We start from the raw sequence: 20,148 nt of genomic DNA on the forward strand, positions 1-20,148 counted from the left end.
AAAGATTACTGGTATTCGCTCATCGGCACGCAGGAGCAGAACAGGTTACGGTCGCCGTAAACGTCATCAAGACGCTTCACGGTCGGCCAGTACTTGTTGGCTACGCCTGCCGGGAAGACCGCCAGTTCGCGGGTGTAACCGTGGTTCCACTCCTCTACCAGTTCGTTCTGGGTGTGCGGCGCGTTAACCAGCGGGTTATCTTCCAGGGTCCACTCCCCGGCCTTCACGCGGTCGATTTCGCTGCGGATCGCCAGCATCGCATCGATAAAGCGGTCCAGCTCAACTTTGCTTTCGGACTCGGTTGGTTCAACCATCAGCGTACCCGCAACCGGGAACGACATGGTCGGGGCGTGGAAGCCGTAGTCGATCAGACGCTTGGCGATATCCAGCTCGCTGATACCGGTCTCTTCTTTCAGAGGACGAATATCGAGGATGCACTCGTGCGCCACGCGACCATCACGGCCGGTGTAGAGCACCGGATAGGCATCTTTCAGACGCGTCGCGATGTAGTTGGCATTCAGGATCGCCACCTGGCTGGCCTGCTTCAGCCCTTCTGCGCCCATCATGCGGATATACATCCAGCTGATTGGCAGAATAGAGGCGCTGCCGAACGGTGCCGCAGAGACCGCGCCCTGACGGGTGAGCATGCCTTCGATCTGCACCACGCTGTGGCCCGGAACAAACGGCGCCAGGTGCGCTTTCACACCGATCGGGCCCATGCCCGGGCCGCCGCCGCCGTGCGGAATGCAGAAGGTTTTGTGCAGGTTCAGGTGCGACACGTCCGCGCCGATAAAGCCTGGCGTGGTGATCCCCACCTGGGCGTTCATGTTGGCGCCATCGAGGTAAACCTGGCCGCCATACTGGTGCACAATTTCGCACACTTCGCGGATGGTCTCTTCATACACGCCGTGAGTGGACGGATAGGTGACCATGATGCAGGAGAGCTTATCGCCGGTCTGTTCCGCTTTCGCACGCAGATCGGCCAGGTCGATGTTGCCGTTTTTATCGCAGGCCACTACCACCACTTCCATCCCTGCCATCTGGGCCGATGCCGGGTTGGTGCCGTGGGCGGAGCTTGGGATCAGGCAGATATCACGATGCCCTTCGTTACGGCTCTCGTGATAATGGCGGATCGCCAGCAGACCTGCGTATTCACCCTGGGCGCCGGAGTTTGGCTGCATGCAGAGTGCGTCGTAGCCGGTCAGTTTCACCAGCCAGTCGGAGAGCTGGTTGATCATCTGGTGATACCCTTCCGCCTGATCGGCCGGGCAGAATGGGTGCAGTTCAGCGAATTCCGGCCAGGTGATTGGGATCATCTCGGCGGCGGCGTTCAGCTTCATGGTGCAGGAGCCCAGCGGGATCATCGCCTGATTCAGGGCCAGATCTTTGCGCTCCAGAGAGTGCATATAGCGCATCATCTCGGTTTCGCTGTGATAGCGGTTAAAGACCGGATGCGTCAGGATCGCGTCATCGCGCAGCATGCTCGCCTGAATGGAGCAACTGTCGTGCGCCACCTCTTTATCGAGCGTGTCCACATCCAGACCGTGGTCTTCACCCAGCAGGACGTTGAAGAGCACCTGCAGATCCTCACGGGTGGTGGTCTCATCCAGGGTGATGCTGACCGCATTCAGGATATCGCTGCGCAGGTTAATTTCTGCCGCCTCAGCGCGTGCCAGCACGGTCGCTTTGTCGGCCACGTCAACGCACAGGGTGTCGAAGAAGTGGGCGTGACGCAGTTTTTGACCTTTCTGCTGCAGGCCACAGGCGAGAATATCGGCCAGGCGATGAATGCGGCTGGCGATACGCTTCAGGCCAACCGGGCCATGATAGACCGCATAAAGGCTGGCGATGTTGGCCAGCAGTACCTGAGAGGTACAGATGTTGGAGTTCGCTTTCTCACGGCGGATATGCTGCTCGCGAGTCTGCATCGCCATGCGCAGGGCGGTATTGCCGGCGGCATCTTTCGATACGCCAATAATACGGCCTGGCATGGAGCGTTTGAATTCATCTTTGGCGGCGAAGAAGGCCGCGTGTGGACCGCCGTAGCCCATCGGTACGCCGAAGCGCTGCGCGGAGCCGAAAACGATGTCTGCGCCCTGTTTACCCGGGGCGGTTAACAGCACCAGCGCCATAAAATCGGCCGCCACGCTGACGACAATTTTACGCCCTTTCAGCTCGGCAATCAGTTTGGCGTAATCGTGCACTTCACCGGTGGTGCCAACCTGCTGCAACAGCACGCCGAACACATCCTGGTGATCCAGCACTTTATCGGCATCATCAACAATCACTTCAAAGCCAAAGGTCTCAGCACGGGTACGTACCACGTCGAGGGTTTGCGGATGCACGTCGGCTGCGACGAAGAAGCGGTTTGCGCCCTTCAGTTTGCTGACGCGTTTTGCCATCGCCATCGCTTCTGCGGCGGCAGTGGCTTCATCCAGCAGCGAGGCGGAGGCGATATCCAGACCGGTCAGATCCAGCGTCACCTGCTGGAAGTTGAGCAGCGCTTCCAGACGGCCCTGAGAGACTTCCGGCTGATAAGGGGTGTACGCGGTGTACCAGCCCGGGTTTTCCAGCATGTTACGCAGGATCACCGGCGGTAACTGCACGTTGGTGTAACCCATGCCAATGTAAGACTTAAAGCGCTTGTTCAGGCTGGCAATGCCCTTCAGTTCCGCCAGGGCGGCATATTCAGTGGTTGATTCCCCCACCTGCGGCGGCGTGTCGAGCTGAATATCCTTTGGCACAATCTGGCCGATCAAGGCGTTGAGCGAATCCGCGCCAACCGTCTTCAGCATCTCCTGCTGTTGCTGAGCATCCGGCCCAATGTGACGTTCGATGAAGGCGCCACGGTTTTCAAGCTGGCTTAAAGTCTGTGTCATGAGCGATGGTTCCTGAAACGTGCAGTGAATCGTATTTGGAATTTAACTGAATACGCTAAATCATTCGCGTTGCAGGAAGGCGGCGACGCAGCGAATCCCCGGGAGCTTACTCAGGTAAGTGACCGGGGTGAGCGAGGAAGCCAACGCGCCTGCAACGTGAAGGATGAGGCGTATTTATTCGTCTTCGAGTAGAGCTTCGTACGCGGTGGCATCCAGCAGGGCGGCAACTTCCGCTTCATCGCTGGCTTTAATTTTGAAGATCCAGCCTTCGCCGTAAGGCTCGCTGTTGACCAGCTCCGGGGAGTCGCTCAGGGCGTCGTTAACCGCCACGATTTCGCCGCCGACCGGGGCATAGATGTCTGAAGCTGCTTTTACCGATTCCGCCACCGCACAGTCGTCGCCCGCGGTCACGGTCGCGCCCACTTCCGGCAGATCCACAAAGACCATGTCACCTAACAGCTCCTGAGCATGTTCGGTGATCCCAACGGTATAGGTGCCGTCGGCTTCTTTGCGCAGCCACTCGTGTTCTTTGCTGTATTTCAGTTCTGCTGGCACATTGCTCATTGAATTTCTCCTGATAAAAATAATTAGGCGACCGGTTTACCGGCGCGAACAAAAATCGGTTTGGTCACGCGGACCGGCATTTCGCGGTTGCGGATCTGCACCACGGCCGTCTCGCCAATGCCCGCCGGCACACGCGCCAGCGCAATACTGTAACCCAGCGTCGGGGAGAAGGTGCCGCTGGTGATAATGCCTTCGCAGTGGTTGCCATTGGCATCGGTGAAACGTACCGGCAGTTCACCGCGCAGGACGCCTTTCTCGGTCATCACCAGGCCAACCAGCTGTTCGGTGCCCTTCTCACGCTGCTGTTCCAGCACTTCACGACCGATAAAGTCGCGATCGGCCGGTTCCCAGGCTATGGTCCAGCCCATGTTGGCCGCCAGCGGAGAGACCCCTTCGTCCATCTCCTGGCCATATAAATTCATACCAGCTTCCAGACGCAGCGTATCGCGCGCGCCCAGACCCGCCGGCTTAACGCCCGCTTCCACCAGCGCACGCCAGAAATCGGCCGCTTTTTCGTTCGGCATGGCAATTTCATAGCCCGCTTCACCGGTGTAGCCGGTGGTCGCCACAAAGAGATCGCCCGCCTGCACGCCAAAGAACGGCTTCATGCCTTCGGTGGCTTTACGCTGTTCTTCGTTAAACAGGGAGGCGGCTTTCGCCTGGGCATTTGGCCCCTGCACCGCAATCAGCGACAGGTCGTCACGCACGGTGATGTCGATGCCGTAAGGTTCAGCGTGTTGGGTGATCCAGGAGAGGTCTTTTTCGCGGGTGGCGGAGTTTACAACGAGGCGGAAGAAATCTTCAGAGAGGTAATAGACAATCAGGTCGTCAATAACGCCGCCGGAGGCATTCAGCATGCCGCTATAGAGCGCTTTACCCGGCGTCTTCAGTTTGGCGACGTCGTTTGCCAGCAGATAGCGTAAAAACTCCCGGGTGCGGCTGCCGTGCAGATCGACAATGGTCATGTGAGAGACGTCGAACATACCGGCATCGGTGCGCACCGCATGATGCTCATCAATCTGCGAACCATAATGCAGCGGCATCATCCAGCCATGGAAATCGACCATGCGTGCACCGCATAAGGTGTGTTGTTCATACAAAGGCGTCTGTTGAGCCATCTTATCCTCGTTGAATGAGCTGGGCTGTCTTGCGTTTCATGGCGAAAAATTCACCACGAAACCCGGCATCGGCATCGCTCCCGGACACCGACGCAAACGTTCTCTTTCCTCAGAACTTACCACCGAAAACGGTGGTTAACCATAAGGCAAAATGGGTCATCACATTAGCTTATGGTCAAAAAAGCCAGCAAAGCGTACAGAGTTATTCACTATAAAAATGCGAATCGTTCCGCACAAAAGCAAAGTCGATAAGATGGGATTTAGCACAGGCTGATATTTACTGCGGAAAAATGCGCGAAATTTCCGTAACATAAAAATAGCCAGATTAGTTAATCTAATGCGAAAAAGGCGGTGAAATTAGATTATTTCAAACGAGGGAGATCCCCCGGCCTGCAGGCCGGGAGAATAAAGTGTGATGGAGTTCTAAATTAGCGTAGCCAGTCCGGCAGGTCGTTAAGTCCCATCGCCTGACGCAGAAGTTGTGGTTTAACGCCCGGGAGGGTGTCAGCCAGTTTCAGACCGAGATCGCGCAGCAGTTTTTTCGCCGGATTGGCACCGGCAAAGAGTTCGCGGAAGCCCTGCATCCCCGCCAGCATCATTGCCGCGCTGTGCTTACGGCTACGCTCGTACCGGCGCAGGTAAAGATGCTGACCAATATCTTTGCCCTCACGATGGAGGCGGCGCAGTTCATTCACCAGCTCGGCGGCATCCATAAAGCCCAGGTTTACCCCCTGCCCGGCCAGCGGATGAATGGTGTGCGCCGCGTCGCCCACCAGCGCCAGGCGATGCGCCGCGAACTGGCGCGCATAACGACCGGTTAACGGGAATACCTGACGCTCGCTTTCGACAGTGCAGAGCCCCAGCCGGTTATCAAAGGCCACGCACAGGGCCTGATTAAACGCTTCGGCTGATGCCTCCTGCATCTGCTGCGCCTTCTCAGGGGAAAGCGACCAGACGATGGAGCAGAGATGCGGATCGCTGAGCGGCAAAAAGGCCAGAATGCCGTCGTTATGGAAGATCTGCCGGGCCACCGCCTGGTGCGGTTCCGCGGTGCGAATAGTGGCGACCAGGGCATGATGGCGGTAGTCCCAGTACGTCAGGGGAATGTCGGCTTTGTTGCGCAACCAGGAGTTGGCACCATCGGCCCCGACCACCAGACGCGCAGTCAGCATGTCGCCGCTTTGCAGGGTAATAAAGGCATCGTTTTCACCCCAGGCCACCTGCTGCAGTTGTGCCGGGGCAATCAGCGTAACGTCGCTGCACTGCTGCGCTTTCTGCCACAAGGCATGATGGATCACCGCGTTTTCGATGATATGGCCGAGATGGCTGTAGCCCATGCTCTCATCATCAAAGGCGATATGCCCGAAGCTGTCTTTATCCCACACTTCCATGCCGTGATAGCAGCTGGCGCGCTGGGCGATAATCTCTGACCAGACGCCAACGCGGGTCAGCAGCTTTTCACTGGCGGCGTTGATCGCCGAAACGCGTAGCTCAGGCGGCGCATCGGGAGCGACAGGCTGCGGCTGTTTCTGTTCCAGCACCGCCACGCGCAGACCGCTCCCCTGCAGACCGCAGGCCAGCGCCAGTCCTACCATTCCGCCACCGACAATGGCGACATCAACATTCTGCACTTTGTTTACTCCTTAGCGAGCGACCCAACCAAGCGTCCTCTGTGCCAGCACATCGCGTGCCGGAATGAATAGTTCCATCGCCATTAACCCGGCGTTACGCCCCACGACCAGCGGCGCCCAGCGATTGGCAAACAGATGCACCAGCCCGTCGGTTACGCCGATCGTCGCCGCTTTATCTGCCTGGCGACGCTTCTGGTAGTGGCATAACACCGGATATGCCCCGCAATCCTGCTGTTGCGCAAATGCCTCGGCCAGGGTTTCGGCAAGGGTCATGACATCGCGCAGCCCGAGGTTAAAGCCCTGTCCGGCGATGGGATGTAATGTCTGTGCTGCATTGCCCACCAGCGCGACGCGATGGGAGACAGATTGCGACGCCGTAGTTAAGGCCAGGGGATAGAACGAACGCTTGCCCGCATGGGTGATCCGCCCCAGCCGCCAGCCAAAGGCTTTTTGCAGTTCGGTGCAGAAGCGTTCATCAGACCAGCTCTGCACATCGTCCGCACTCTCCAGCGGATGGCACCAGACCAGCGAGCTGCGCCCCTGCGACATCGGCAACATGGCCAGCGGGCCATGTTGGGTAAAACGTTCAAAAGCGCGACCACGGTGTGGCTCGGCGGTGGCGACGTTGGCAATCACCGCCAGCTGATGATAGGGCTGCTGTTGCCACTGGATCCCGCACTGCTGGCCGAGCGCCGAACGGGAGCCGTCGGCAGCCACCAGCAGTTGTCCGTCAAGGGTGGTGCCGTCATCGAGGGTGACGCTCACCGCCGCTTCGCTGCGGGTAAAATGCTCCACGCGCGCCGGGCAATGCAGCGTCACGCCAGGGGCCTCCTTTAGCAGACGGAACAGGCGCAGACCCACGTCGTGCAGTTCAACCACCTGCCCCAGCGCATCAATGCGGTAATCCTGCGCCTCAAGGGTGACAAACCCGGCGTGGCCCCGGTCGCTGACATGAACGGTTTCGATGGCCGTGGCACAATCGGCAATCGCCTGCCAGATGCCGCTACGCGCGAGCTGCTGGCAGGTGCCCTGCGCCAGGGCGATAGCGCGTCCGTCAAAACCCGGATGGCCCGTTGACTGCGGGGCAACGGCTTCGATCAGATGGATCGGCAGCTTACCCTGGGTCAGGGAAGAGAGGGTCAGCGCCAGCGTTGCCCCCGTCATGCCTCCGCCAACGATGATGATGCTCATGCGCGCGCCGCCGCCATCAGCGCCTCGATCTCATCGGCATTTTTCACCACCGACGCGGTGAGGTTTTCGTTGCCGGTTTCGGTGATAACGATGTCGTCTTCGATGCGAATGCCGATACCGCGATACTCCGCAGGCACATCGGCATCCGGTGCGATATAGAGCCCCGGCTCAACGGTCAGCACCATGCCAGGCTCCAGCACGCGCGAACGCTCCGGGCCATACGCTCCCACATCATGCACATCCAGCCCCAGCCAGTGGCTCAGGCCATGCATAAAGAAGGGACGGTGCGCACTCTCAGCAACCAGCTGATCGACATCGCCCTGCAGGATACCCAGATCCACCAGCCCGCTGACCATGATGCGCACCACTTCACCGGTCACTTCCTGAATGGAGGTGCCAGGGCGGAACAGCATCAGCGCCGTATCCAGCGAGTGCAGAACAATGTCGTAAATCGCGCGCTGGGCTGGGGTAAATTTACCGTTCACCGGGAAGGTGCGGGTGATATCCCCGGCATAGCCTTTAAATTCACATCCGGCATCAATCAGCACCAGATCGCCATCCCGCAGTTCGGACTCGTTTTCGGTGTAGTGAAGAATGCAGCCATTTTCACCGCCGCCCACAATGGTGTTGTAGGCCGGATAGCGCGCGCCGTGGCGGGAAAATTCATGATGAATTTCCCCTTCAAGCTGATATTCGAACATTCCCGGACGACACTTTTCCATCGCCCGGGTATGAGCCAGCGCGCTGATTTCACCCGCGCGACGCATTACCTCCAGCTCTTCAGCCGATTTAAACAGGCGCAGTTCATGCACAACGGGACGCCAGTCGGTGATCGTTGCGGGCGCTTTCAGATTTTGCCGGGCGCCTTTGCGCAGCTTATCCAGCGCGGCAAAGAGAATCTCGTCGGCATACGCGTATTCGCCCTGGGCGTGGTAAACCACATCCAGGCCATTGAGCAGCTGGTAGAGCTGATCGTTGATTTCGCTGAACGCCAGGGCGCGATCCACGCCCAGCTTTTCCGGCGCGGCCTGCTGTCCCAGCCGACGGCCAAACCAAATTTCGGCGGTGAGATCCCGAACGCGGTTAAACAGCACGCTGTGGTTGTGGGTGTCATCACTTTTAATCAGCACCAGTACCGACTCCGGCTCGTTGAAGCCGGTGAAGTACCAGAAATCACTGCTCTGGCGATACGGATACTCGCTATCGTTACTGCGCGTGGCCTCCGGTGCGGCAAATATCAGCGCGGCGCTTCCCGGCTGCATCGTAGCCAGCAGCGCCTGACGGCGACGAAGGTACTCTTGCTGAGTCATGACACCCTCCAGTAGTTGTTATTAGTGTAAGGTTGGTTTGCGCACTTCCGGCGCAGTGGGCTGAGTCCGCGTAAAGGTATCGTGGCAGAGCAACGACGCGACGCGCACATACTCAATGATCTCTTCGAGGGACATTTCCAGCTCTTCCTGGTCCTCTTCCTCGTCGTAGCCCAGCTGTGCAATGTTGCGCAGATCGTCGATCGCTTCTCCGGCTTCGCCCGTCACCTTTTCAAGTTTAGGCTGCGTTACGCCCAACCCCAACAGGTAATGGTTAACCCACCCGGCCAGCGCATCGGCGCGATCGAACACGCTGACGTCGTCGCCATCAGGCAGATAAAGCTGAAAAAGGAAGCCGTCATCTTCCAGCGCATCGCTGATTGCGCCATGCATACTGCGCAACGCCTGGGCCAGATCGTGGCCAAACGCCAGACCTTCGTTCGTCAGGTCGTGAACCAGCGGCAGCCATGAGCTGTCGTTGTTTCCACCACACAGCATCCCGCTGATCAGACCGTGCATTTCAGCAGGTGTTAAACCCACGCCCTGCTGGTTCAGTAACTGGCTAACGTCGTTGTAGCCAGGCATTTCGTTCTGTATAGACATGCGCATTCGTCATCATTGGGAGGAATATTCATGGTATGCTACCACTTTGGACCCTGGTGAACCAGAATAGGGCTTGTATCTGCGCACCAGGGTAGCTATAGTGTCGCCCCTTCGCAGCCCCCGGAATCGGGTGTGAAGGCAGCGCAGTCAAACAGCAGGAAGGTGGCATGTCTGCACAACCCGTCGATATCCAAATTTTTGGCCGTTCGCTGCGAGTGAATTGTCCGCCTGAACAAAGGGATGCTTTGAATCAGGCTGCGGATGATTTGAATCAGCGGTTGCAAGATTTAAAAGAACGCACTAGAGTCACAAATACTGAGCAGCTGGTTTTCATCGCCGCGTTGAACATCAGTTATGAATTGACTCAGGAAAAAGCGAAGACCCGCGAATACGCGGCGAGCATGGAACAACGCATTAAAATGCTCCAGCAGACCATTGAACAGGCATTGCTTGATCAGGGTCGCATTACTGACAGACCGGGGCAAAACTTTGAATAACACTTCATGGTCTACTATGGTAGAGTGACCCTGAAGGAAAAATTTCTCTGAGATGTTCGCATGCGGGCCAGTCCCCTGAGCCGATATTTCATACCACAAGAATGTGGCGCTCCATGGTTGGTGAGCATGCTCGGTTCGTCCGAGAAGCCTTAAAATCATGACGACACATTCACCTTGAACCAAGGGTTCAAGGGTTACAGCCTGCGGCGGCATCTCGGAGATTCCCTCACCTTTCTACCCAGCGACTACCATGACGCAACTTCCTGAAGTTCCTGCCACACGTCAACAAATTCGTCAGTTTATTCGTCAGCAACGCAGAGCCCTAACGCCTGAACAGCAAGCCCATTTCGCGCAGCAAGCCGCGGCCCGCATGATGGCGTATCCGCCTATGGTCATGGCGCACACGGTGGCCCTGTTCCTCTCCTTTGACGGTGAACTGGATACCCAGCCGCTTATCGATGAACTCTGGCGCAGCGGGAAGAAAGTCTATCTGCCGGTACTCCACCCTTTTAGCCCGGGTCATCTCCTGTTTCTGCACTATCACCCTCACAGCGAACTGGTGGTGAATCGTCTGAAAATCACCGAGCCGAAACTGGACGTGCGCGACGTATTGCCGCTGGATCAGCTGGATGTGCTGGTGACGCCGCTGGTGGCGTTTGATGAGAGCGGCCAGCGCTTAGGCATGGGCGGGGGTTTTTACGATCGCACCCTGCAAAACTGGCAGCAGTACGGTTTACATCCCGTGGGCTATGCGCATGATTGTCAGGGCGTTGAAGCGTTACCGGTGGAGAAGTGGGATATCCCGCTGCCTGCGGTGGTGACGCCATCCAGGATTTGGCAGTGGTGAAAAAAGCCGGGTGGCGACGTCGCCTTACCCGGCCTACACGGAACATTCAAATTTTGTAGGTCGGGTAAGCGAAGCGCCACCCGACAAAACAAAACGCAGATTAGTAAAGCAGACGCGCGCGAATCGTGCCCGGAATGGCTTTCATCCCCTGCAGCGCTTTCTCTGCAACATCTTCATCTGCTTCGATATCGATAACCACATAACCCATCTGCGCGTTAGTTTGCAGATACTGTGCGGCAATGTTGACCCCCTGCTCGGCGAAGATCTGGTTAATGGCCGTCAGCACGCCCGGACGGTTTTCATGGATATGCAGCAGACGGCGACCGCCGTGCAGCGGCAGAGAGACTTCCGGGAAGTTGACCGCAGAGAGGGTGGAACCGTTGTCGGAGTATTTGCTCAGCTTACCGGCCACTTCAAGACCGATATTTTCCTGCGCTTCCTGCGTGGAGCCGCCAATGTGCGGGGTCAGGATCACGTTGTCGAACTCGCACAGCGGAGAGGTAAACGGATCGCTGTTGGTCGCCGGCTCGGTCGGGAAGACGTCAATGGCCGCCCCCGCCAGATGTTTGCTTTTCAGGGCGTCGCACAGGGCAGGAATATCCACCACCGTACCACGCGCGGCGTTGATCAGCAGCGAGCCCGGCTTCATCAGCGCCAGCTCTTCCGCACCCATCATGTTTTTGGTAGAAGCGTTTTCCGGCACGTGCAGGCTCACCACGTCGCTCATGTTGAGCAGATCGGAGAGATGCTGAACCTGAGTAGCGTTACCCAGCGGCAGTTTGCTTTCAATGTCGTAGAAGAAGACGTGCATCCCGAGCGATTCAGCGAGAATGCCCAGCTGTGTACCGATGTGGCCGTAACCGATAATCCCCAGCTTCTTACCACGCGCTTCAAAAGAGCCTGAGGCCAGCTTATTCCAGATCCCGCGGTGCGCTTTGGCGTTGGCTTCAGGGATGCCGCGCAGCAGCAGCAGGAGTTCGCCGATAACCAGCTCCGCCACGGAACGGGTGTTGGAGAATGGCGCGTTGAATACCGGAATCCCGCGCTTCGCGGCAGCATCAAGATCGACCTGGTTGGTACCGATACAGAAGCAGCCAATCGCCACCAGTTTTTCTGCCGCGGCAATAACCTCTTCGGTCAGGTGGGTACGGGATCGCAGGCCAATGAAGTGGGCATCACGGATCGACTCTTTCAGCTGTTCGGTATCCAGTGCACCTTTGTGAAATTCGATGTTGGTGTAACCCGCCGCACGAAGGCTATCCAGTGCTTTCTGATGCACCCCTTCGACCAGCAGAAATTTAATCTTGTCTTTCTCCAGTGATACCTTTGCCATTTCCCCGACCCTGTCTGATTGTCTGAACTGTTGTTGTGCTGGATTGAAATCCACTCCCGCCAACATATCAAAAAAAACTATTGCAGCAATATGAACGTTTGCGTCGGCACTCTGAAGAAATGTCATACAGCCGCAATTGGCAGTGAATTATTCTGTGGAGCAGGAGGAAAGCGGCAGGATCGTCAGGAGAGGATTATAAATGTGACACAAGTCACCAAATATCGCTTTTGCAAAAATAATTAGCGGGGGGACGCTCCCCCCGTCAGATCATTTCACGATGGTTTTAACGCCCTCGGCGGTGCCAATCAGCGCGACATCCGCGCCACGGTTGGCGAATAACCCTACGGTTACTACGCCTGGCAGGCCATTAATGGCGTTTTCCAGCGCCACGGCGTCGAGGATCTCCAGACCGTGCACATCCAGAATCACGTTACCATTGTCCGTCACCACGCCCTGACGGTATTCCGGGCGTCCGCCCAGCTTGACCAGCTCACGGGCGACCGCGCTACGCGCCATGGGGATCACTTCAACCGGCAGCGGGAATTTGCCAAGGATATCCACCTGCTTCGAGGCATCGGCGATACAGATGAACTTGTCCGCAACAGAGGCGATGATTTTTTCACGCGTCAGCGCCGCGCCGCCGCCCTTGATCATCTGCATATGGCCGTTGATTTCATCCGCGCCATCAACGTAGATTCCCAGGCGGTCGACTTCATTCAGATCGAAAACGGTAATGCCCAGGCTTTTCAGCTTTTCCGTGGATGCATCGGAGCTGGAAACCGCGCCCTCGATCTGCCCTTTCATCGTGCCGAGCGCATCAATAAAGTGTGCTGCCGTTGACCCTGTGCCCACGCCGACAATGGTACCCGGCTGTACATACTGGAGAGCGGCCCATCCTACTGCTTTTTTCAGTTCATCCTGCGTCATGATCTCTTGCCCGTAGTGATTTTGCGTGACGCGCATTATAGAGCATTCACCTGCGCCATGTGATCTGCAAGGTCACCAATTTCGTCTGTATCAAACATAAATTTATGTCATAGTGCGAAGTATTGAATTATTTGGGAGTCAGCCAGAGCAATGAAACGTCCGGACTACAGAACATTACAGGCCCTTGATGCCGTTATACGTGAACGCGGATTCGAACGCGCAGCACAGAAGCTGTGCATTACCCAGTCCGCCGTTTCGCAACGGATCAAACAGCTTGAGAATATGTTCGGGCAGCCGCTGCTGGTCCGTACCGTGCCGCCACGTCCCACCGAACAGGGGCAAAAGCTGCTGGCGCTGCTGCGTCAGGTTGAGCTGCTGGAAGATGAGTGGCTGGGTGACGAACAGACCGGCTCCACGCCGCTGCTCCTCTCCCTGGCGGTCAACGCCGACAGTCTGGCAACCTGGCTGCTGCCCGCGCTGGCGCCGGTGCTGGCCGATTCGCCTATCCGGCTGAATTTGCAGGTGGAAGACGAAACCCGTACCCAGGAGCGTCTGCGTCGCGGTGAAGTGGTGGGCGCGGTCAGTATCCAGCCTCAGGCGCTGCCAAGCTGCCTGGTGGATCAACTGGGGGCACTGGATTATCTCTTCGTCGGCTCCAAAGCGTTTGCTGAACGTTACTTCCCGAATGGCGTCACCCGCGCGGCGCTGCTTAAAGCGCCTGCCGTGGCGTTTGACCATCTCGATGATATGCATCAGGCGTTTTTACAGCAGAACTTCGATCTGCCGCCCGGCAGCGTACCCTGCCATATCGTTAACTCATCAGAGGCCTTCGTGCAGCTGGCGCGTCAGGGCACAACCTGCTGCATGATCCCGCATCTGCAGATCGAGAAAGAGCTGCAGAGCGGTGAGCTGATCGACCTGACGCCAGGCCTGCACCAGCGCCGCATGCTCTACTGGCACCGCTTCGCCCCGGAAAGCCGGATGATGCGCAACGTCACCGATGCACTGCTGGCCCACGGCCATAAGGTCCTGCGCCAGGACTAATAAAAAAGCCGGGTCGCGTTAACGCTCACCCGGCTTTTTATTGCTGCTAAAGCACAACCATTACGGGGCTTTTGTCGCCGTATCCGGCTGCTGCGCTTGCTGCTGCACCTGCGGAGTCTGCTGGCTCTGCTGCTGACCCTGTGCTGGCTCCAGCTGGAACACCACATCAACCTGATCGTCGAACTGAATCGTTGGCTGTTCGTAGGTATCCTGCGCGGAGACCGGCGCCGCTTCCGCTTTCATCATGCGCACCATCGGGCTCGGCTGGTAGTTAGAGACGTGGTAACGCACGCTGTAGACCGGACCCAGTTTGCTGTTGAAGCCAGACGCCAGCTGCTGCGCCTGACGCACGGCATCATCAATCGCCGCTTTACGCGCTTCGTCTTTATATTTCTCAGGTTGCGCAACACCCAGTGAGACTGAACGGATCTCATTCAGACCCGCTTTCAGCGCGCCATCCAGCAGGGCGTTAAGTTTATCGAGCTGACGCACCGTCACTTCCACGGAGCGCACCGCGCGGTAACCTTTCAGGATGCTTTTGCCATCCTTATAGTCATAATCCGGCTGGGTACGCAGGTTGGCAGAGTTGATATCTTTTTTACCCACGCCGTTCTGCTCCAGGAAAGAGAGATATTGCGCAACGCGGTCGTCTGCCTGTTTCTTGGCGGTGGCAGCATCTTTGGCCGCCACGTTCACTTCAATGGCTAAGGTCGCAATATCCGGTGCCGCATCCACGCTTGCGGTGCCGGAGGTCACAATGTGCGGGCTGTCAGGCAGTTCACTGGCCTGAACGGATGCTGCGCCAAAACCCATTAATGCCGCCAGGGCAATTGCATTCAACTTCACTTTAATTCCTCCATGTTGCGAAGAGTGCCCAGGTAACAGGGCGCATGCCAGCAAGCTTAGCGACTGCTGGCCGAATGTCCATAAGACAACGCTTAGTTGAATAGTTCACGAATGTGATGAATTCCCTCTTTCGCCAGCTGAAAAGCAATAAACCACATCACCACGCCGACCAGGCCGTTAATAATGCGCTGAGCTTTGGCGGTGCGCAGACGGGGTGCCAGCCATGCAGCGAGCAGCGCCAGACCAAAGAACCAGAGGAAGGAAGCGCTGACGGTACCCAGCGCGAACCAGCGTCTCGGCTCGACATCCAACTGCCCGCCCAGACTGCCCAGCACCACAAACGTATCCAGATAAACGTGCGGATTAAGCCAGGTTACCGCCAGCATGGTGACGATAATTTTCCAGCGCCCCTGCTTCATGACTTCAGCGCTGGCCAGCTCAATATTGCTGCCCAGCGCCGTTTTCAGGGCGCCAAAACCATACCAGAGCAGAAACGCGACGCCGCCCCAGGTGACCAGCGCCAGCAGCCAGGGAGACTGCATCAGTAGCGCGCTACCGCCAAAAATCCCGGCACAAATCAGTAGCATATCGCTTAGTGCACAGAGCAGCGCGATCATGATGTGATATTGGCGTCGAATACCCTGATTCATGACGAAGGCGTTTTGCGGGCCGAGAGGCAGGATCATCGCCGCGCCAATCATAAGCCCCTGAAAATAAAAAGAGAACATGAACACTAATCTCAAAAATGTGACTTAAGGGCTGACTATACTGCGGGAGAATAATAAGAGGAAATGGATAATATTAATTGGCAATTAGTGAAGCTAATGTAACCCGGTACGCATTGCGCGCACCAGGTTACGATGAAACGTTATTCCGCCGGTTCTTTCACCCGCTTGAAGTTCACGTCCATCTGCGGATATGGGAAGCTGATGCCGTTAGCATCAAAGTCGCGCTTGATGCGCTCCAGTACGTCCCAGTAAACGCTTTGCAGATCGCTACTTTTGCTCCAGACGCGCACCACAAAGTTGATCGATGAAGCGCCCAGTTCGTTCAGACGCACGGTCATGTCGCGATCCTTCAGAATGCGTTCATCAGACTCGATAATGTTGGTGAGCAACTGCTTCACTTTGTCGATATCCGAGTCGTACGCTACGCCAATAATGAACTCATTACGACGCTCAGGTTCACGAGAGAAGTTGATGATGTTATTAGCGATAATCTTACCGTTCGGGATCACCACGATACGCCCGTCAACGGTGCGCAAGGTTGTCGAGAAGATCTGCACCTGCAGCACTGTTCCGGCCACGCCGCCCAGATCCACATATTCGCCCGAGCGGAACGGACGGAAGGTGACCAGCAGCACCCCGGCGGCCAGGTTCGACAGCGAGCCCTGTAATGCCAGGCCAATAGCCAGACCGGCGGCACCGAGTACGGCGATTACCGACGCGGTCTGTACCCCTACACGCCCAAGCGCCGCGATCAGGGTAAAAGCGATGATGCCGTAGCGCACCAGCGCAGAGAGAAAGTCTGCTACCGTGGCATCAATATGGCGCGCCCGCATCACGCGGTTGACCGCATTAGAAATGATGCGCGCAACAATCATACCGATGATGATAATGGCGATGGCCGCCACAATGTTTACCGCGTAACTCAACAGCAACGCCTGATTACGCACCAGCCAGGAGCCCGCGTTATTGATGCTATCTACAACACCGAGATCTTCCATTTATCTTTCCTTATGCACATAAAACACAAATCCGCCCCATGCGGAGAGGAGCAAGTGTGTAAAGGGTAAACAAAAAGTCCGCAATATGCCAAGCAGATCACATAAAACAGCCACTATAGCCAGTTGAAAAGACATAAAAAAAGCCCGCGATTAACGCGGGCTTTTGATGCTTGCTGTCAGCAGCTTAAATTACAGAACGTCAACCGCGTTCAGCTCTTTGAACGCCTGCTCCAGACGCGTCACCATAGAGGTCTGGGCTGCACGCAGCCATACGCGTGGATCGTAGTATTTCTTGTTCGGCTGGTCTTCGCCTTTCGGGTTGCCCAGCTGGCCCTGCAGGTAAGCTTCGTTAGTTTTGTAGTACTGCAGAATACCGTCCCAGGTTGCCCATTGGGTGTCGGTATCGATGTTCATTTTGATAACACCGTAGCTAACGGAATCTTTGATTTCCTGAGCAGAAGAACCGGAACCGCCGTGGAAGACGAAGTTCAGGCTGTTGTGCGGCAGGTTGTGTTTCTTGGAAACGTACTCCTGAGAATCACGCAGGATGGTTGGGGTCAGAACCACGTTACCTGGCTTGTACACACCGTGTACGTTACCGAAGGAAGCCGCGATGGTGAAACGTGGGCTGATTTTGCTCAGCTCGGTGTAAGCGTAATCAACGTCTTCTGGCTGAGTGTACAGAGCAGAAGCGTCCATGTGGCTGTTGTCCACGCCATCTTCTTCGCCACCGGTGCAACCCAGTTCGATTTCCAGGGTCATGTCCATTTTGGCCATGCGAGCCAGGTATTTGGAGCAGATCTCGATGTTCTCTTCCAGAGACTCTTCAGACAGGTCGATCATGTGAGAAGAGAACAGTGGCTTACCGGTTGCAGCGAAGTGTTTTTCGCCCGCGTCCAGCAGACCGTCGATCCACGGCAGCAGTTTCTTCGCGCAGTGGTCAGTATGCAGGATTACTGGAACGCCGTAGTGTTCAGCCATCTGGTGAACGTGATGTGCGCCAGAGATTGCGCCCAGGATTGCCGCGCCCTGAGGAACGTCAGTTTTCACGCCTTTACCTGCGATAAACGCAGCACCGCCGTTAGAGAACTGAACGATTACCGGCGCTTTAACTTTTGCTGCAGCTTCCAGTACGGCATTAATAGAGTCGGTACCGACGCAGTTAACCGCTGGCAGCGCAAAGTTGTTTTCTTTAGCTACCTGGAACACTTTCTGAACGTCATCACCAGTGATCACGCCAGGTTTTACGAAATCAAAAATTTTAGACATGTTGCGAGTCCTGTATCTTCGGCCTTGGAAAGGGGCGAGCTCTTAAAAGCGCGCTGAAAATTGGGCAGGTTTCCCTGCCCTAAAATGGCTTACTTCTTAGCGCGCTCTTCGAGCATGGCTACTGCTGGCAGAACTTTGCCTTCCACGAATTCGAGGAATGCGCCGCCGCCAGTGGAGATGTAGGAGATCTTGTCGGAAATACCGAACAGATCGATGGCTGCCAGGGTGTCACCGCCGCCAGCAATGGAGAATGCGTCGCTGTCTGCAATCGCGTTAGCCACGATTTCAGTACCTTTACGGAAGTTCGGGAATTCGAACACGCCAACCGGACCGTTCCACAGAATGGTTTTTGCATTCTTCAGGATTTCAGCCAGTTTCTCTGCAGAGGCGTCGCCCAGGTCCAGAATCTGCTCTTCATTTTTGATGTCAGAAACAGATTTCAGCTCTGCGGTTGCGGTTTCAGAGAACTCGGTCGCGACGCGAACGTCAGTTGGAACCGGGATATCGCAGGTGCTCAGCAGGCGTTTCGCTTCGTCAACCAGGTCTGCTTCGTACAGGGATTTACCCACGTTGTGGCCCTGGGCAGCAACGAAGGTGTTAGCGATACCACCGCCAACGATCAGCTGGTCAGCGATTTTGGACAGGGAGTCCAGAACGGTCAGTTTGGTGGAAACTTTAGAACCACCAACGATAGCAACCATCGGACGAGCAGGTTCTTTCAGCGCTTTACCCAGCGCATCCAGCTCAGCGGCCAGCAGAGGACCTGCACAAGCGACGTCGGCGAATTTACCGATACCGTGTGTAGAAGCCTGGGCACGGTGAGCGGTACCGAAGGCGTCCATCACGAATACGTCGCACAGTGCAGCATATTTTTTGGACAGGGTTTCGTCGTCTTTCTTCTCGCCTTTGTTGAAGCGAACGTTTTCCAGAACAACCAGTTCACCTTCAGCAACTTCCACGCCGTCCAGGTAGTCTTTAACCAGACGTACCGGGCTGGACAGTTTGTCTTTCAGGTAATTAACAACCGGCAGCAGAGAGAATTCTTCGTTGTACTCGCCTTCGGTCGGACGACCCAGGTGGGAGGTTACCATCACTTTTGCGCCCTGCTTCAGTGCCAGTTCGATGGTTGGCAGAGAGGCACGGATACGCGCGTCGCTGGTCACTTTACCCTCTTTAACCGGTACGTTCAGATCCGCACGGATGAAAACGCGTTTACCTGCCAGATCCAGATCGGTCATCTTAATTACAGACATGGTGAATCCTCTCGTTGATTCTTAAAGTTTTGCAGACGCAATACGCGTCTTACCTGAAACCTTGTGCGGCCATGGCTAACGTGGTGTCGAGCATCCTGTTAGCAAAGCCCCATTCGTTATCACACCAGACCAGCGTCTTGATCAGGTGCGCTCCACTCACGCGCGTTTGGGTGCCATCTACAATGGCGCTGTGCGGATCGTGGTTAAAATCTACTGAGACCAACGGTAATTCCGTATAGTCAACTATACCATGAAATGCTTGCTGTGCCGCCTTTTGCAGCAACAGGTTGACCTCAAAGGCTTTTACCGGTTTTTTAACGGTAACGCTGAGGTCGATCGCCGTCACGTTGATGGTAGGTACGCGGACCGCGATAGCTTCAAAACGATCTTCAAACTGCGGAAAAATTCGGGTTATACCGGCCGCCAGTTTGGTGTCCACCGGGATAATCGACTGACTCGCCGCGCGAGTGCGTCGCAGGTCCGGGTGGTAAGCGTCAATGACCTGCTGATCGTGCATGGCTGAGTGGATCGTGGTAACCGTACCCGACTCAATGCCGTAGGCATCGTCCAGCAGCTTGATGACCGGAATAATACAGTTGGTAGTACAGGAGGCATTGGAGACAATTCGGTGTTCTGCGTGCAACTCGTGATGGTTGACGCCGTAAACCACCGTGGCATCGAGATCGTTACTGCCAGGATGTGAAAAGAGCACTTTCTTTGCGCCAGCCGCCAGATGGGCTTCGCCGTGTTCGCGGTTGCCGTAGACGCCGGTACAATCGAGTACCACATCGACACCCAGTTCACGCCAGGGTAATGCTTCGATCGTCCGCTCATGAAGCACACGGATCACGTCATCACCGACAAGCAGCTGCTCTCTCTCCTGACGAACGTCCCAGGCAAAGCGTCCATGGCTGGTGTCATATTTCAATAAATGCGCCATGCCTGCGGCATCCGCCAGTTCATTGATGGCCACCACGGTAATTTCCGCCCGGCGTCCGGATTCATATAAAGCACGAACCACGTTACGTCCGATGCGACCGAAACCATTAATCGCTACGCGTACGGTCATAAGTCTCCTGCAAAGCTTTCCCTGACACGAGGTGGCTGACAGAG

18 protein-coding genes and 1 other RNA gene are annotated in these 20,148 nt (G+C 56.3%); 4 read left to right on the top strand and 15 right to left on the bottom strand.

The features are described 5' to 3' along the window. Nucleotides 1-5: 5 nt before the first annotated feature. From gcvP to ACOKCT_RS14465, 7 genes are all read right to left on the bottom strand, one after another. The gene (gcvP, locus tag ACOKCT_RS14435; protein ID WP_290531435.1) at nucleotides 6-2,879 is read right to left on the bottom strand and encodes an aminomethyl-transferring glycine dehydrogenase; all 2,874 of its coding nucleotides are present in this window, start codon (nucleotides 2,877-2,879) and stop codon (nucleotides 6-8) included. Nucleotides 2,880-3,053: 174 nt separating this feature from the next. Next, nucleotides 3,054-3,443, bottom strand: a complete 390-nt coding sequence (gene gcvH, locus ACOKCT_RS14440; RefSeq protein ID WP_039029826.1) for a glycine cleavage system protein GcvH — start codon at nucleotides 3,441-3,443, stop codon at nucleotides 3,054-3,056. Between the two features lie 23 nt (nucleotides 3,444-3,466). Further along, nucleotides 3,467-4,561, bottom strand: a complete 1,095-nt coding sequence (gene gcvT / locus ACOKCT_RS14445) for a glycine cleavage system aminomethyltransferase GcvT (RefSeq protein ID WP_103176882.1) — start codon at nucleotides 4,559-4,561, stop codon at nucleotides 3,467-3,469. Nucleotides 4,562-4,989: 428 nt separating this feature from the next. After that, on the bottom strand, nucleotides 4,990-6,192 hold the full coding sequence (gene ubiI / locus ACOKCT_RS14450) for an FAD-dependent 2-octaprenylphenol hydroxylase (protein ID WP_159339836.1): 1,203 nt from the start codon (nucleotides 6,190-6,192) through the stop codon (nucleotides 4,990-4,992). A gap of 12 nt (nucleotides 6,193-6,204) precedes the next feature. Continuing rightward, on the bottom strand, nucleotides 6,205-7,383 hold the full coding sequence (gene ubiH, locus ACOKCT_RS14455; protein ID WP_159339837.1) for a 2-octaprenyl-6-methoxyphenyl hydroxylase: 1,179 nt from the start codon (nucleotides 7,381-7,383) through the stop codon (nucleotides 6,205-6,207). Continuing rightward, the gene (gene pepP, locus ACOKCT_RS14460; RefSeq protein WP_103176886.1) at nucleotides 7,380-8,693 is read right to left on the bottom strand and encodes a Xaa-Pro aminopeptidase; all 1,314 of its coding nucleotides are present in this window, start codon (nucleotides 8,691-8,693) and stop codon (nucleotides 7,380-7,382) included. Before pepP ends, ubiH begins: the two co-directional genes overlap by 4 nt. A gap of 21 nt (nucleotides 8,694-8,714) precedes the next feature. Then, the gene (locus ACOKCT_RS14465) at nucleotides 8,715-9,293 is read right to left on the bottom strand and encodes a YecA family protein (protein ID WP_139156297.1); all 579 of its coding nucleotides are present in this window, start codon (nucleotides 9,291-9,293) and stop codon (nucleotides 8,715-8,717) included. Between the two features lie 167 nt (nucleotides 9,294-9,460). Between ACOKCT_RS14465 and zapA the strand changes: the two genes are divergently transcribed. The 3 genes from zapA to ACOKCT_RS14480 all read left to right on the top strand — a co-directional run bounded on the left by zapA (nucleotide 9,461) and on the right by ACOKCT_RS14480 (nucleotide 10,637). Further along, a complete protein-coding gene (gene zapA / locus ACOKCT_RS14470; RefSeq protein ID WP_039029820.1) occupies nucleotides 9,461-9,790 on the top strand; it encodes a cell division protein ZapA in 330 nt (109 codons plus the stop codon). Between the two features lie 41 nt (nucleotides 9,791-9,831). Next, a non-coding RNA gene (gene ssrS, locus ACOKCT_RS14475) (6S RNA) lies at nucleotides 9,832-10,015 on the top strand. 25 nt (nucleotides 10,016-10,040) lie between these two features. Further along, a complete protein-coding gene (locus ACOKCT_RS14480) occupies nucleotides 10,041-10,637 on the top strand; it encodes a 5-formyltetrahydrofolate cyclo-ligase (protein ID WP_159339838.1) in 597 nt (198 codons plus the stop codon). Nucleotides 10,638-10,737: 100 nt separating this feature from the next. Here the strand turns inward: ACOKCT_RS14480 and serA are convergent, their stop codons facing one another. Both serA and rpiA read right to left on the bottom strand, forming a co-directional pair. Further along, nucleotides 10,738-11,970, bottom strand: coding sequence for a phosphoglycerate dehydrogenase (gene serA, locus ACOKCT_RS14485; RefSeq protein ID WP_103176889.1), 1,233 nt, complete (start codon nucleotides 11,968-11,970; stop codon nucleotides 10,738-10,740). 267 nt (nucleotides 11,971-12,237) lie between these two features. Then, entirely contained in the window at nucleotides 12,238-12,897 is a 660-nt protein-coding gene (gene rpiA, locus ACOKCT_RS14490) for a ribose-5-phosphate isomerase RpiA (protein ID WP_103180978.1), read from the bottom strand. A 150-nt stretch (nucleotides 12,898-13,047) separates the two neighbouring features. Here rpiA and argP point away from each other — a divergent pair, with 150 nt between their 5' ends. Then, nucleotides 13,048-13,941, top strand: a complete 894-nt coding sequence (argP, locus tag ACOKCT_RS14495; RefSeq protein ID WP_103176891.1) for a DNA-binding transcriptional regulator ArgP — start codon at nucleotides 13,048-13,050, stop codon at nucleotides 13,939-13,941. Between the two features lie 60 nt (nucleotides 13,942-14,001). On the opposite strand, the gene ACOKCT_RS14500 is transcribed toward argP, so the two are convergent. The 6 genes from ACOKCT_RS14500 to epd form a co-directional block, all read right to left on the bottom strand. Further along, nucleotides 14,002-14,754, bottom strand: coding sequence for an oxidative stress defense protein (locus ACOKCT_RS14500; RefSeq protein ID WP_371816561.1), 753 nt, complete (start codon nucleotides 14,752-14,754; stop codon nucleotides 14,002-14,004). 125 nt (nucleotides 14,755-14,879) lie between these two features. Continuing rightward, nucleotides 14,880-15,515, bottom strand: coding sequence for an arginine exporter ArgO (argO, locus tag ACOKCT_RS14505; protein WP_103176893.1), 636 nt, complete (start codon nucleotides 15,513-15,515; stop codon nucleotides 14,880-14,882). Between the two features lie 140 nt (nucleotides 15,516-15,655). Then, nucleotides 15,656-16,513, bottom strand: a complete 858-nt coding sequence (locus ACOKCT_RS14510) for a small-conductance mechanosensitive channel MscS (RefSeq protein ID WP_103176894.1) — start codon at nucleotides 16,511-16,513, stop codon at nucleotides 15,656-15,658. Between the two features lie 189 nt (nucleotides 16,514-16,702). Continuing rightward, the gene (gene fbaA / locus ACOKCT_RS14515; RefSeq protein ID WP_039029814.1) at nucleotides 16,703-17,782 is read right to left on the bottom strand and encodes a class II fructose-bisphosphate aldolase; all 1,080 of its coding nucleotides are present in this window, start codon (nucleotides 17,780-17,782) and stop codon (nucleotides 16,703-16,705) included. Between the two features lie 89 nt (nucleotides 17,783-17,871). After that, entirely contained in the window at nucleotides 17,872-19,035 is a 1,164-nt protein-coding gene (gene pgk, locus ACOKCT_RS14520; protein ID WP_103176895.1) for a phosphoglycerate kinase, read from the bottom strand. A gap of 49 nt (nucleotides 19,036-19,084) precedes the next feature. Next, nucleotides 19,085-20,104, bottom strand: a complete 1,020-nt coding sequence (gene epd, locus ACOKCT_RS14525) for an erythrose-4-phosphate dehydrogenase (RefSeq protein ID WP_103176896.1) — start codon at nucleotides 20,102-20,104, stop codon at nucleotides 19,085-19,087. Between the last annotated feature and the right edge of the window lie 44 nt (nucleotides 20,105-20,148).

Origin of the sequence: Leclercia sp. M-A074-M (assembly GCF_965195605.1) — a bacterium.
Lineage (GTDB): Bacteria > Pseudomonadota > Gammaproteobacteria > Enterobacterales > Enterobacteriaceae > Enterobacter.

Bases quoted from the DNA above. Each gene is read 5' to 3' on its own strand.
- ACOKCT_RS14510 (WP_103176894.1), bottom strand. From the start codon at position 16,513: ATGGAAGATCTCGGTGTTGTAGATAGCATCAATAACGCGGGCTCCTGG.
- argO (WP_103176893.1), bottom strand. From the start codon at position 15,515: ATGTTCTCTTTTTATTTTCAGGGGCTTATGATTGGCGCGGCGATGATC.
- gcvT (WP_103176882.1), bottom strand. From the start codon at position 4,561: ATGGCTCAACAGACGCCTTTGTATGAACAACACACCTTATGCGGTGCA.
- ACOKCT_RS14465 (WP_139156297.1), bottom strand. From the start codon at position 9,293: ATGTCTATACAGAACGAAATGCCTGGCTACAACGACGTTAGCCAGTTA.
- ACOKCT_RS14500 (WP_371816561.1), bottom strand. From the start codon at position 14,754: ATGGGTTTTGGCGCAGCATCCGTTCAGGCCAGTGAACTGCCTGACAGC.
- gcvP (WP_290531435.1), bottom strand. From the start codon at position 2,879: ATGACACAGACTTTAAGCCAGCTTGAAAACCGTGGCGCCTTCATCGAA.
- pepP (WP_103176886.1), bottom strand. From the start codon at position 8,693: ATGACTCAGCAAGAGTACCTTCGTCGCCGTCAGGCGCTGCTGGCTACG.
- rpiA (WP_103180978.1), bottom strand. From the start codon at position 12,897: ATGACGCAGGATGAACTGAAAAAAGCAGTAGGATGGGCCGCTCTCCAG.
- ACOKCT_RS14480 (WP_159339838.1), top strand. From the start codon at position 10,041: ATGACGCAACTTCCTGAAGTTCCTGCCACACGTCAACAAATTCGTCAG.
- serA (WP_103176889.1), bottom strand. From the start codon at position 11,970: ATGGCAAAGGTATCACTGGAGAAAGACAAGATTAAATTTCTGCTGGTC.
- ubiH (WP_159339837.1), bottom strand. From the start codon at position 7,383: ATGAGCATCATCATCGTTGGCGGAGGCATGACGGGGGCAACGCTGGCG.
- pgk (WP_103176895.1), bottom strand. From the start codon at position 19,035: ATGTCTGTAATTAAGATGACCGATCTGGATCTGGCAGGTAAACGCGTT.
- fbaA (WP_039029814.1), bottom strand. From the start codon at position 17,782: ATGTCTAAAATTTTTGATTTCGTAAAACCTGGCGTGATCACTGGTGAT.
- zapA (WP_039029820.1), top strand. From the start codon at position 9,461: ATGTCTGCACAACCCGTCGATATCCAAATTTTTGGCCGTTCGCTGCGA.
- epd (WP_103176896.1), bottom strand. From the start codon at position 20,104: ATGACCGTACGCGTAGCGATTAATGGTTTCGGTCGCATCGGACGTAAC.
- argP (WP_103176891.1), top strand. From the start codon at position 13,048: ATGAAACGTCCGGACTACAGAACATTACAGGCCCTTGATGCCGTTATA.
- gcvH (WP_039029826.1), bottom strand. From the start codon at position 3,443: ATGAGCAATGTGCCAGCAGAACTGAAATACAGCAAAGAACACGAGTGG.